The sequence below is a fragment of the Vibrio sp. QJM3NY_39 genome, from assembly GCF_057785895.1.
In genome coordinates this window covers 2044128-2057510 of record NZ_CM173505.1, presented here as the reverse complement: position 1 = coordinate 2057510, position 13383 = coordinate 2044128, and the positions used below count along the sequence as shown (strand labels likewise).

Here is a 13383-nt window from a genome sequence, read left to right as displayed (position 1 = left end):
CGTGTTCAAAAGTAGTTTTTGTGCTGAGAGTGTACTCAGTATCTGTTAACAATAAAGGATGAGTCATGTTTAAGAAAAACATATTAGCAGTGGCGTTATTCGCGACTGTACCAATGGTTACTTTCGCAAATAACGGTGTTTCTTACCCCGTACCTGCCGATAAATTCGATATGCATAATTGGAAAATAACCATACCTTCAGATATTAATGAAGATGGTCGTGTTGATGAAATAGAGGGGGTAGCCATGATGAGCTACTCACATAGTGATTTCTTCCATCTTGATAAAGACGGTAACCTTGTATTTGAAGTTCAAAACCAAGCGATTACGACAAAAAATTCGAAGAATGCGCGTTCTGAATTACGACAAATGCCACGAGGCGCTGACTTCTCTATCGATACGGCTGATAAAGGAAACCAGTGGGCACTGTCGAGCCATCCATCAGCAAACGAGTACAGTGCGGTTGGCGGTACACTAGAAGCGACACTAAAAGTGAATCACGTTTCAGTTAACGCAAAGTACCCAGAAAAATACCCAGCGCATTCTGTTGTGGTTGGTCAGATTCATGCTAAAAAACACAACGAGTTAATCAAAGCAGGAACCGGTTACGGTCACGGCAATGAACCACTAAAGATCTTCTATAAGAAGTTTCCTGATCAAGAAATGGGTTCAGTATTCTGGAACTATGAACGTAACCTAGAGAAAAAAGATCCTAACCGTGCCGATATCGCTTATCCAGTGTGGGGTAACACTTGGGAAAACCCAGCGGAACCGGGTGAAGCGGGCATTGCTCTTGGTGAAGAGTTTAGCTACAAAGTGGAAGTGAAAGGCACCATGATGTACCTAACGTTTGAAACAGAGCGTCACGATACGGTTAAGTATGAAATCGACCTGAGCAAGGGTATTGATGAGCTTGACTCACCAACGGGTTATGCTGAAGATGATTTCTATTACAAAGCGGGCGCATACGGCCAATGTAGCGTGAGCGATTCTCACCCTGTATGGGGGCCTGGTTGTGGCGGTACTGGCGATTTCGCTGTCGATAAAAAGAATGGCGATTACAACAGTGTGACTTTCTCAGCACTTAAGTTGAATGGTAAATAGTACATAGCATAACCAATAAGCTAACTAGACGCAGTCCTTAAGGAATATTATCGAAGACCACTTAACCGATTGTTGAGTGGTCTTTTTGTTTTATATGAGCTTTAAGATGACCTTGGTATTAATGTGACCTTGGTGACAATTTGACCTTGGTATCAAAGAGGGTGTACCTGAAGCCTACCAATGAAAAGTACAGCTAAAACAAAACAACCTTGTCAAAAGACAAGGTTGTTTTAGAAAGTTCGAGTAAAGCTCTGGTGGCAATTAGATACGGAGTTTAGTCATACATCAACTCTTTGGCTTTGTTGGCATCAAACTCTTTAAGAGACTTACGAGCCAAGTGACGGAATGGGAAAGCTTTAACTATCTCTTCGAATGGTTGGATAGCAAACGCCCAAAAGATAGAACCGTCTAATCCAAAGATGATCAATGCACACAATGGAATTGAAATTACCCATTGACCAGTAAAGTTGATTTTGAAGACTGCGGTCGTTTTTCCTAGGGCTCTTAATACATTCCCATGAACCGTGTTGTAGCCACGAACAATCGGTAAGAAGATGTAGAGTGGGGCGATAACGGCCAATGCTTGATAGGTAGACTCATCCAAGTTCGGGTAAATGTCACCAATAACCAGACTTAATCCTGCGAACAAGATTGCACACACAAAAGAAATGACAACCGCAATATCAATACTGGTATCGACATTTTTGACTAGGTCATCCATCTTTTTAGAGCCAATCGCTTGGCTGATAGTAATCGCGGAAGAGTGAGCCCAAGCAGTAATAAATTGAGAGACAGCCCTGATCCAAGGCATCACTAAAGTAATCGCAACATACGCGTTGATGTTAAGTTGCGAATACAGTAACTGATAAATCGTTGCGCCAATCAATAGCATGGTTACATTTGCTGCGACAGGGAATATCTCGATAAAGTGACGACGAACGTTTGTCATGAACTCAGATCGCTGGGCGTCTAATTTGAGTGAAATTGCTGAGCTCAAATACACGCAAAGAACCAGATACACAAGGCGAAGGGTGATAGCAATAACACTGCCTAGCGCGGCGCCTTGAACACCAATACCTTCGAAATTCGAAAAGCCGTGAATGAGTCCATAAGAAAGTACAGCGTTGATCGGCAATTCAATCAAATACCCTTTAAACGGTATTTTGGTTCTTCCTAATGCATTAAATAGGGCGATAATCACTTGCGTTAATGCTGTGAAAATGACGAGATACTTTGAGATATCAAGGTAGTGGCTAATTTCTAGGTAAAGGGCTTTATCGTCGGTTAAGGCTTGAATTAAAGGCTGTTCAAAAAAGGTGAGCAGAAACCAAAATATTGTCGCGATACCTAAGTTGATGAACAGACCTGCCCAAAACGCTTTGGATAATGAAGCGGTGATGCCAGAACCCACGGCGCGGCTCAATACTAGCTGAGTGCCGTTTGCCAGCGCCATTTGAATACCGAGTACAAAGGCAACCATAGTCGTCGCAATTCCCATGGCAGCCAAAGGTATTTCACCAAGAGGAGAAACCAGCAGTGTATCGATCATCAACATCGACTGCATCAATATACCGTTTAGGGCTAGGGGCCAGGCGAGAGAGAAATTTTTCCTTACATACGATTGTGTAGACACAAACAACACCTTATGTGTGTAACCGTAAGTTTTCTCTGAGAGGACCCGAGTTCAACATTTAAAGATGAAACACTACGGTAATGGATGGTTAAAAATGGGTGCGAAAACATGACTGACTCGTGTATTGGGATACACGAGTCAGTCTGGTCAATCTTGGTTATGCGATGGCTAATTCAACTCTAGACAGCTTTTGATTTTCATCATCAAGTAAAGCTTGAGAGGCTACTCGAGCCTGATTCGCATTGCCTGACATAATCGCGTCGTATATCGCTTTGTGCTCTTCTAAACAGAAACGACCGCCTTCGGCAGAGTGGTCGATAAATTGTTTGAAAATCGTCGACAGAATGTTCGCGAACGGAATGTAAAACTGGTTACCCGTCGATAAGAAAATCGTTTGGTGAAACAGATGATCGTTGGTTGTCCACTCTTGATAATCAAAGCCGTTTGCCGCGATGGTCATCTTTTGGAAAAGAATCGAAAGCTCTTTGCGTTGCTCTACCGTAGCGTTGGATGCCGCAAGCGCACACGCTTCTGGGTCAATCGCTTTTCTTAAGCCTAAGAATTGAGATAAGAAGGGTTTAGTGTCTTCTAAGTCTTGGATCCAAGACAGTAATTGCGGATCTAAAAAGTGCCATTGCGTTCTTGGTTTGATACGAGTGCCCACTTTAGGCTTTGATTCAATCAACCCTTTTGCTGAAAGCAGCTTAGTGGATTCTCGAAGTGCAGTTCTGCTGACTCCAAAGATCTCACACAGCTCCATTTCGCTAGGTAACTTCTGATTTTCTTTCAACTCGCCAGACAAGATTTTGCGAGCAATTTGTCTCGCGACTTGAACATGAATTCGGCGGCTTGAATCTTCCACCAATGTAAATATTGACATTTAAACCACCTGAAATTGAAACTTTGAAAACAAAAAAAGCCAGACGAATCTGGCGCTTAGTGTCAGTGTATACGTCTAATATAGTGTGAGGTTTTTCCTCATCTACTTGGGTCTGATGACCTTATTTAGTGTGACGATCTTAACGACTTTATATAACTTAATGAGTTTATATAAGTCAGCTAGCTAGGGCGTTATTTGTCCGCCGTTAACATCTAGGATTTGCCCTGTGATGTACCCGCTGCAAGCGTGCGATGCAAAGAAAGCAAATGAAGGGGCAACTTCATCAATATTGCCAAAGCGTCCCATTGGAATATTGTTAGCAATGGTCGCTTTCAGATCGTCGCTCTTGCCATCGTGAAATGCGGTGTCGATAGTGCCCGGTGAAACAATGTTGAAACGGATATTGTCTTGCGCGAACTCTTTCACCCAATTGCGGTGAATGTCGTGTAACCACGCTTTAGATGCGGCATAGATACCAGCACCCACACCACCGCCTTCGCGAGCGGCAATAGAGCCCGTGCTAATCACACACGATGTTTGCCCCGATAGAGCAGCAGATGCACGCAAGTGTGGTATAGAGAACTTAGTTGTCATCAGCGCGGATCGAACATTTAGATTCATCACTCGCTCATAAAACTCGTCATCGATATTTTCTAGACTTGCACGCCCACCAAGGCCACCTGCGTTGTTAATCAACACATCCATGCCGCCAAAATGGTCAGTGAACTCTTTGACTAACCTTTCGCACTCTAATGTGTCCATTAGGTTTGCAGGAAAAAACGCAACATCGCCACCCAATGCGGTGAGTTCGGTAAGAACGTCATCGACTTTTGGGCTGAAAGCACGACTATTGATGCCAATCTTTGCGCCGTACTTTGCAAAAATGCGTGCAGTAGCTAAGCCCATACCAGCAGTAGAGCCAGTAATTAAAATGCGTTTGCCTTTTAAATCGTTAAACATCAGAGTCGCCTATATTGTAGATTATTTGCGTTAATAAATCATACAATAACACTTGCTATATTCAAGAGTGTTCATCTAAAAACTGATCATTACCGACATAAATAGTGAGAGTAAGAGTGGTTTTGTGAGTTCGCGCATACAAAAATGTGTAAATAAGAACTATTTGTATGAATAAATGGGTTTGTTTTGTTTGATGATCTTAACACTTACAAGATTATCAAAATAATGCTCAAGCCTATATTGGTCGTGACCTCACGTTATTCTGATGCTGAGTTGGTAGAGATATTAATCGGTGTTATAGTACGAATTAAATAATACATATCTAATAAGTAAGTAGACACATGGCTGGTCATTTCAATTCTATTTCAGGCTCTAAGCGAAGCCTTCATGTGCAAGTTGCACGTGAAATCGCCCGTGGTATTTTGTCGGGCAATTTGCCTCAAGGTTCTATTATCCCTGGTGAAATGGCTCTGTGTGAGCAATTTGGCATCAGTAGAACAGCATTAAGAGAAGCGGTTAAGCTTCTTACTTCAAAAGGCCTATTAGAATCTCGCCCTAAGATTGGTACTCGTGTTGTTGACCGCGCGTTCTGGAACTTCTTAGATCCACAATTGATCGAATGGATGGACGGTTTAGCTGACACCGACCAATTCTGCCATCAGTTTTTAGGCTTGCGCCGTGCCATCGAACCTGAAGCTTGTGCGTTGGCCGCAAAATTTGCAACTGCGGAACAACGAATTGAACTATCAGAAATTTTCCAAAAAATGGTGGAGATATCTAGCGAAGAGATTCTTGATAAAGAGCGTTGGCTAGATATTGATATGAAGTTCCATAGCCTAATCTTCAACGCGACAGGGAACGACTTTTACTTACCGTTCGGTAATATTTTGACGACTATGTTTGTTAACTTTATTTCTCACTCTTCTGAAGAAGGAAGTACCTGCATTGAAGAACACCGCCAAATTTATGAAGCAATCATGGCGGGGAACAGTGATAAAGCGCGTCAAGCGTCAGCGAGTCACTTGCTAGAAACGAACCACAGGTTACCAATCGCTAGTTAATGGTTTTAAAAAGATTTTTACTTTGAATCTTTGTTGGAACTAATTCATTGGAACTAAAAGGCACACCAGGAAAGCACGTTTAATACGTGCTTTTTTTGTATCTAAATTTGATGGAAACCTGACTGATGTCCAATATTTGACCTATTCTTTGCTGTTTTGTTAAAACCACTAGCAACCAGTCTTGTTAGTTATATAATAATACTAATCAAATTATTGCGAGTGTGATTATGCCTCAGTCTTTATTACCAAATATTCTTCAGTTTATCGGTCAGATAGACCCTTTCGATAAGATCCCTAAAGAAGCGCTGCGTGAACTTGCCTCTAATGTTCAGATAACTTACCTCGGCAAAGGGGATGTGGTTGATCTGTGTGAATCGGGCAAGGAAAAGTCGCTCTATATCATTCGAACTGGCTCTATGGAGCAACGAAAATCGGACGGTGTGCTTCGTGCACGTCTAGGTAGCGAAGACTTGTTCGGTTTTACATTCTTAGATTCTGAAGTTAACGATGAGAAAGGCTACAGAGCCATCGCAATTGAGAACACCTTACTTTATGTGATTCCACACTCGGCACTTCAAACGCTTTTCAAAGCCTTTCCAAGTTGCGCAGAACACTTCGCTTCACAGGCGCAGGTTCGCTTAAAGTCAGCATTGGATGTGGTGTGGTCAAATAAAGAGAAAGGCCTATTCATTCGTAAAGTCGAGGAAGTAGCAAGCGGGCAGGTGGCCATTGTTAAGTCTGAGCAAACCATCCAGTCGGTTGCGGTTGAAATGCTTCATCAACGCTCACCGTGTGCGGTGATCTATGAAGGTGACACCATTGTTGGTTTGATCACCGACCGAGACATGACTAAGCGAGTGATCGCCCACGGTGTCAGCACTGATAGCCTGATCTCAGAGGTAATGACACACTCTCCACTCACAGTGAAGCCGGATGATTTAGTGCTGCATGCTGCATCTATCATGATGCAATTCAATATCCGTAACTTGCCCGTCGTGAAAGAGAATAAGGTCGTTGGTCTCCTCACCACGTCTCACTTAGTTCAAAACCACCGTGTCCAAGCGATCTTCTTAATCGAGAAAATCAAATACGCGGGCAGTGTGAAAACCATGTCTTCGTTTACCCCAGAGCGACAAGCTATTTTTGAAGCGCTGGTGGAAGGCAAGGTAGCACCGGAAACCGTCGGTAAGGTAATGACCATGATCATGGATGCCTACACCCGCCGATTGATTCAGATCGCGATTGATAAGTTAGGCCCACCACCGTGTGATTTCTCTTGGATCGTAGCTGGCTCACACGCGCGTAACGAAGTTCACATGCTGTCGGATCAAGACAGTGCGATTGTACTGGCTGATGATGCGACAGACAGTGACCGTATTTACTTCAAACACTTAGCGATGATGGTGACCAACGGGTTGGCAAGCTGCGATTACCCGTTATGCCCAGGTAAATTCATGGCAGCGACGCCAAAATGGTGTCAGCCACTCAATGTTTGGAAGCACTACTATAAAAAATGGGTCGCAAACCCTGAGTACGAACGCCTACTCAACATCAGTGTGTTCCTAGAGATCCGTACTATTTATGGCAACAGTGAGTTCGAAGGCATTCTTCGTGATGAGCTGCATACCAATATTCGCGGCAACCGTGAGTTCCTAAGTACGCTCGTGAAAGATGCGGTCAATACCAATCCACCTTTGGGTATCTTCAACAGCTTGGTGTTAGAGAAATCGGGTGAGAACAAGAAAACCTTGAACGTGAAGAAATACGCCATCAACTTGATTATTGATTTAGCACGTATTTATGGCCTTGCTGTAGAGTGCGACTTGTCGGCCACTGATGAACGTTTCGCTGCTGCCAATGAAAAAGGCATGCTGAGCGATGACGCATTTAAGAACATTCTGGGTGCTTACCAGTTCATTCTCTCTTTCCGATTTGGTCATCAACTTGAAGCGCTGAAGAACGGGGATGTGCCTGACAACAACATCAACCCAGACAGTTTTGGTAGCTTTGAACGTAAGCACTTGAAAGATGCCTTTAGGATCATTGCTGATCTCCAAGAGGCGGCGAAGATTCGTTTCGGAGCGCGCTAATGAGAGCATTGTTAAATTATTTTCATCCGCTTGAGCGAGTCAAGCGCAAGCGAAAACAATACCTAAACACGGTTAAACTGCCTGAAGCACTACACGATCTTGTTGAACAGCCGTGTCCAGAGATGGCGGACTTGGCCAAAGACAGTGACTATATCGTGTTGGATCTTGAGACCACGGGTCTAGACAGCGAACAAGATCTGATTCTGTCCATGGGTTGGGTCGATGTGGTCAAGGGGCGAATAGACTTAGCGTCCGCCAAGCATATTTACCTGGATAACGATTCGCAGATCAACGCCGAAACCGCCGTGATCAACCATATTACGCCGCAAATGTTGGAAGAGGGCGCTTCTATTCATGATGCGATGCTGACGTTCTTCGAAGCAGCGAAAGGCAAGATTATTGTCGCGCACGCGTGCATGGTAGAAGAGAGGTTCATTAGCCAATATCTTCTTCGTTGCTATGGTTTACGAGCGATTCCTCTGCTTTGGCTAGACACATTGTGTATCGAAAAGAGTATGGAGAAAGCGATCAGCAACCATCAAGAAGTGGATTTGACTCTAGCAGGCACTCGCCAAAGATACGGGCTTCCTGAATACAACAATCATAATGCGCTTGCTGATGCAGTATCAACTGCAGAATTGTTTTTAGCTCAACAAAAGAGAGTTGTGCCTAACGATGACGTGACCGTTGCATTTCTCTATCGGATCAGTCACTAGAGTTAGGAGCGTTAAGTACTCGGCTCTTATTTGAACGAATCGATTTGAAAGGAAAAAAAGCCAGCGATTAAGCTGGCTTTTGTTTAGGTCTAAGAAAATTAGGACAGTAATTATCTTAGATTATTTATATAGCTATCGATTAGAAGCTGTAAGTTAGACCAACACGGCTACGTAGTTCACGAGTCGCTTTAGTCGATGAAGTACTCACATCACCAAACTCTACATATGGTGCCCATTGGCCCATCATGTGGCGAATACTTGCGTTCAACTCGTAGTTGGTGTCGTCGTTGTCGTAGATGTCATATCCATCCGCTTTGTAGTAGTTACCTTCTAAACCAAAGCGCCAGTTTTCCATTGAGTAGTTAACGTTTGCCGTTAGACGGTGGCGACGCTGATTAGAAACGTTTTTATCAACCGTGATTGGTACACCGTCACTATCAACGATAACGTCGCCATTACTATCGAACTGGTACTCTGAGCTGCTCGTGTTTTGTCTCATATCGTAACGGTAACGTGCACTTAGGCTTAAACCGTCAATGCTATCCAATTTATATGTAGCACGAACTTGAGGTTTGTACGTAACACCAGATTCGCGACCTTCAATTGGCATACCGTAAGTCATTGTCCAGTTATCGTTTAGTACATGACGGTAATTTAGACCAAGCTCCCAACCGTTATTCTTCAAATCTTCCATGAATTTACCGTCTTCTCCCTTGAATTTCGCTTCGATATCTACAAGGAAGTTGCCAATGCTATCGCCCAGCTTTACACGAGTAGCGTGTTGATCTGTATGACTCTTGTATTCGTGTCTCATATCGAAAGACGCCGCAGATACAGAGCCAGCAGCGAGTACAGATGCCACAGCAATCACGATTTTAGTTTTATTCATGGTATTAATTCCATATTTATAGGTTGAGTATTGGCCATAATTACAAGCCAAATAGAGTAGTTCTTGTCTTCAATGTATTTTTTTGTTGAAACGATTTCTCAGCCATTTCAAGTTTGTTTTGCATTTAAATAATACAAATATGCTAACGATTTGAAGGTGCATGATCTGTGAATTGGATCGTGTTGTGGAGACAAAACCACTATTTACAAAGGGTTACAAAGTTAGTTTGTCTAGGTAAGTTTATGATTTTTAGTGTTTTATTTGTCTGTTGATAATGGTTTTTAAGGGTTTTGTTCATCAATTAATGTGCGCTACAGCAAAAAATTGAATCTTTAGATGTCATTTTTATTTGTAATACATTATTATTTACTAGCTTTCAGCGGCGATACATATGTTTGACATGTTGAATGTATGCGCATGTAGAGCGTGGATAGGTGAACTGATGGTTCATCTCTGAATTTCCAAGAGTGGATTACAAGTTAAAACGCTTTAAAAGCGAACATGGTTTAAAGGCTCTAAGCGGTTGAAAGGTTATAAAGGTTATAAAGGGTATGAAAGGTGCAAAGCTAAACGTGGTTTAAAAGCTGTAGTGATTTAAAACCTACGGCATTTTGAAACTTAAAGTAGCTTAAAAGCATTCGGCATTTGCTTGAGGTGATTGAAAGCCTCAAACAGAGAAGGATTGAAGTGTAGTAGGCAAGTCAGTGACATAGCCTGCTATATAGGTCTGACTTTGGTGCGATTGGGAACAGTAGCTCTAAACTGATGACAAAAGAAGAAATCGTTGAAATGCTCGTAAGAGCATTTTGATTATTGCTCCCAACTATTCTAATTATAACTTCTGCTTTCCTTTAGAGAGGTAGGAGATGACAGTGAAGATCTGTCTTTGCGCTCATGTTGATACAGGCAACATGGGCGTTTTTTTTGCTTTGAATTCATGGGGTAGTAGGTGGTAGGACTGAGGCGGGATGTTCTTTTAAATTTCCAGAATCATTGGAGTTGATATCGTTGTATTAATATCGATGATTTTGTGTGCTTATTTCACTCTATTAAACTCTATTGAACTAACCGACAAGAAGCACTCATGCGTGATGACATGAATGCGTCTTGGAGTAGGTTTAGTCTATAAAAGGTTAACTTTCCGTCGGCATCCAAACCTGCTTAGACGTGACTTTGTGGTCTTTAAAGGTCAGTTCTTCAACCTTGTCTCCGTTAGCATTCCAGCGAGTGAGTTTCCCGTTTGCTACTTCGCCTTCATCAAATTTCGCTTGGCTGGCCTTATTGCCATTAGGGTAGTAGTCCGTTACCAATCCATCTTTTTGCCCGTCACTGAATTCGGCTGTTAGGCTTTGTTCGCCATTCGGATACCAGCGAGAGGCAACACCCGACAGTTCATTGTCTTTATAGTTGAGCTCCGCTTTTTTCTGTCCGTTTGGATACCAGGTCTCGGCCTTACCTTGCAGTTCACCTTTAACGTAATTCACTTTAGAGGCAACTTGGCCATTTGGGTACCAGTTGGTTTCTAACCCAAGTTCTAGGCCATCGGCAAATTGAGCTTGGGTCGCGACTTGGCCGTTATCGAACTTCTCTTCAAATTGACCAGTAAAGGGTTTTGAGTGGTTTACTTGATAAGCCACACCTTTGCGCATTTGTAAGTAGTCAACAGCATCATCGCTGGTGGCTGCATAGCTCATAGAAGATACCGTACTAAGAGCAATTAAGATTGGAACGTATTTCTTCATAATGACACCTTTTTAATGGACGAGGGGAAAGTGTAACTGGTGTGTTAAAAGCATTTCACTTCCGAGAACCACTGTCAGTATCTAATAATGGTTTTCAAGTTTGCATTAATGACGGACGCATATAGGGAACTTTTTAGAGCAAGTCTTCATTTGTATTTGTAATACAAATGTATCGATGTTATTCATTTTTATAAATTATATTTAGCGATATTTCTGTTGCTTTCCTTCGATCTTTGATCGTGACGAATGATGGTTTTTGTCGATAATTATTCGATAATTATTCGGTTATTAGAGAGATGGTTCATGTTTTTTGGGGTTTTTGTCGAAATTTAGTGCGGATGGCTGCACTCACTTGAGGAAGTATGATCGCAGGCGGTGCAACTTTGAACTCGATCACTTGTATGATTAATTGAGTCTCGGACTGTAAGATCACTGTCACGCATTTGGATTATTGTAGTACAAATGTGCTTGTCATCTATCTATAGTGAACCTAACAAAAAAACATAAATAAAAGGTCTCAAGATGGAACTCAATACCCTGATAGTTGGCATCTACTTCCTATTCTTAATTGCAATAGGGTGGATGTTCAGAACGTTTACAAGTACGACGAGTGATTACTTCCGTGGGGGAGGTAATATGCTGTGGTGGATGGTAGGTGCAACCGCATTTATGACCCAGTTCAGTGCGTGGACATTTACTGGTGCAGCAGGTAAAGCCTTTACTGATGGCTTTGCAGTAGCGATTATCTTCATCGCTAACGCATTTGGTTACTTGATGAACTACCTATACTTCGCTCCGAAGTTCCGCCAACTGCGCGTTGTGACGGTTATTGAAGCGATTCGTATGCGTTTTGGTAAGGTTAATGAGCAAGTGTTTACTTGGTCGGGCATGCCAAACAGTGTTATCTCTGCGGGTATCTGGCTGAACGGCCTTGCTATCATCGCATCGGGTATCTTCGGCTTTGACATGACGACAACGATTATCCTAACGGGTTTGGTTGTATTGGTGATGTCAGTAACAGGCGGATCATGGGCAGTAATCGCATCTGACTTTATGCAGATGGTTATCATTATGGCAGTGACCGTAACGTGTGCTGTAGTAGCGGTCTACCACGGTGGCGGCGTTACACAAATCATTAACGACTTCCCAACTGATTCATTTATCACGGGTGATAACCTTAATTACCTAAGCATCTTCAGCATCTGGGCAGTGTTCATCTTCTTGAAGCAGTTCAGCATCACGAACAACATGCTGAACTCTTACCGTTATCTTGCAGCGAAAGACTCAAACAACGCACGTAAAGCAGCTTTACTTGCCTGTATCCTGATGACGCTTGGTCCAATCATTTGGTTCATGCCTTCTTGGTTCATGGCAGGTCAAGGTGTTGATTTAGCAGCCGCTTACCCTGAAGCTGGCAGCAAAGCTGCTGATTTCGCATACCTTTACTTCGTTCAAGAGTACATGCCTGCAGGTATGGTTGGCCTTCTGATTGCCGCGATGTTCGCTGCAACCATGTCTTCAATGGATTCAGGTCTAAACCGTAACTCAGGTATTTTTGTTAAGAACTTCTACGAGCCGATTCTTCGCCCTAAAGCGACAGAGAAAGAGCTAATGGTCGTTTCTAAACTCACGTCTACTTTCTTCGGCATCGCGATCATCTTGGTTGCACTGTTCATCAACTCGCTTAAAGGTCTGAGCCTTTTCGACACCATGATGTACGTGGGCGCGTTGATCGGCTTCCCAATGACGATTCCAGCATTTTGTGGCTTCTTCATCCGTAAAACACCGGATTGGGCAGGCTGGGGCACGCTAGTTGTCGGTGGTGTGGTTTCTTACTTCGTTGGTTTCGTTATCACTGCTGACATGATCCAAAACTGGTTCGGTTTGAATGAACTGACAGGCCGTGAATGGTCTGACCTGAAAGTGGCTATCGGTCTTATCGGTCACATCATATTTACTGCTGGCTTCTTTGTTCTTTCAACGCTGTTCTACAAGCCATTACCGGCGCACCGTGAGAAAGACGTAGACAAGTTCTTCAACAACCTAGCGACACCATTAGTTGCTGAAAGTAATGAACAGAAGAAACTGGATAACAAGCAACGTCGTATGTTGGGTTCACTTATCGCGGTAGCGGGTGTGGGCGTAATGACTATGTTTGTACTGCCAAACCCAATGTGGGGACGCATGGTATTCGTTCTGTGTGGCTTGATTGTGTTCTCTGTTGGTCTGTTACTTGTTAAAGCAGTCGATGACAAAGTCGAGCAACAAGACGAAGTGACTCCAGCCGAAGGCTAATTTAATACGCATCC

Annotated in this window: 10 protein-coding genes; 5 read left to right on the top strand and 5 right to left on the bottom strand. The window is 43.0% G+C overall.

Going from position 1 to position 13383, the window contains the following annotated elements:
- Positions 1–65 precede the first annotated feature (65 nt).
- The gene (locus AC3CHU_RS09320) at positions 66–1103 is read left to right on the top strand and encodes a polysaccharide lyase family 7 protein (protein ID WP_171308735.1); all 1038 of its coding nucleotides are present in this window, start codon (positions 66–68) and stop codon (positions 1101–1103) included.
- A 274-nt stretch (positions 1104–1377) separates the two neighbouring features.
- Here AC3CHU_RS09320 and AC3CHU_RS09315 read toward each other — a convergent pair whose 3' ends face one another.
- The 3 genes from AC3CHU_RS09315 to AC3CHU_RS09305 form a co-directional block, all read right to left on the bottom strand.
- On the bottom strand, positions 1378–2745 hold the full coding sequence (locus AC3CHU_RS09315) for an MATE family efflux transporter (protein ID WP_488524409.1): 1368 nt from the start codon (positions 2743–2745) through the stop codon (positions 1378–1380).
- Positions 2746–2893: 148 nt separating this feature from the next.
- Positions 2894–3616: a FadR/GntR family transcriptional regulator gene (locus AC3CHU_RS09310; protein ID WP_488524408.1), complete on the bottom strand. Its 723-nt coding sequence runs from the start codon at positions 3614–3616 to the stop codon at positions 2894–2896.
- Between the two features lie 183 nt (positions 3617–3799).
- On the bottom strand, positions 3800–4576 hold the full coding sequence (locus AC3CHU_RS09305; RefSeq protein ID WP_017092960.1) for an SDR family NAD(P)-dependent oxidoreductase: 777 nt from the start codon (positions 4574–4576) through the stop codon (positions 3800–3802).
- Positions 4577–4917: 341 nt separating this feature from the next.
- Between AC3CHU_RS09305 and AC3CHU_RS09300 the strand changes: the two genes are divergently transcribed.
- From AC3CHU_RS09300 to AC3CHU_RS09290, 3 genes are all read left to right on the top strand, one after another.
- Complete coding sequence (locus AC3CHU_RS09300; RefSeq protein ID WP_054547416.1) at positions 4918–5637, top strand: FadR/GntR family transcriptional regulator; 720 nt, start codon at positions 4918–4920, stop codon at positions 5635–5637.
- A gap of 227 nt (positions 5638–5864) precedes the next feature.
- Positions 5865–7727 (top strand): DUF294 nucleotidyltransferase-like domain-containing protein, encoded by a 1863-nt coding sequence (locus AC3CHU_RS09295; protein WP_065204762.1) that lies wholly within the window; start codon positions 5865–5867, stop codon positions 7725–7727.
- Positions 7727–8443, top strand: coding sequence for a 3'-5' exonuclease (locus tag AC3CHU_RS09290; protein ID WP_054547418.1), 717 nt, complete (start codon positions 7727–7729; stop codon positions 8441–8443). The genes AC3CHU_RS09295 and AC3CHU_RS09290 overlap by 1 nt, the downstream gene beginning before the upstream one ends.
- Positions 8444–8582: 139 nt before the next feature.
- Here AC3CHU_RS09290 and AC3CHU_RS09285 read toward each other — a convergent pair whose 3' ends face one another.
- Both AC3CHU_RS09285 and AC3CHU_RS09280 read right to left on the bottom strand, forming a co-directional pair.
- Positions 8583–9332 (bottom strand): oligogalacturonate-specific porin KdgM family protein, encoded by a 750-nt coding sequence (locus AC3CHU_RS09285; protein WP_065204761.1) that lies wholly within the window; start codon positions 9330–9332, stop codon positions 8583–8585.
- Positions 9333–10465: 1133 nt separating this feature from the next.
- On the bottom strand, positions 10466–11074 hold the full coding sequence (locus AC3CHU_RS09280; RefSeq protein WP_017081006.1) for a toxin-antitoxin system YwqK family antitoxin: 609 nt from the start codon (positions 11072–11074) through the stop codon (positions 10466–10468).
- A 522-nt stretch (positions 11075–11596) separates the two neighbouring features.
- Between AC3CHU_RS09280 and AC3CHU_RS09275 the strand changes: the two genes are divergently transcribed.
- Entirely contained in the window at positions 11597–13369 is a 1773-nt protein-coding gene (locus AC3CHU_RS09275; RefSeq protein WP_065204759.1) for a sodium:solute symporter family transporter, read from the top strand.
- Positions 13370–13383 lie beyond the last annotated feature (14 nt).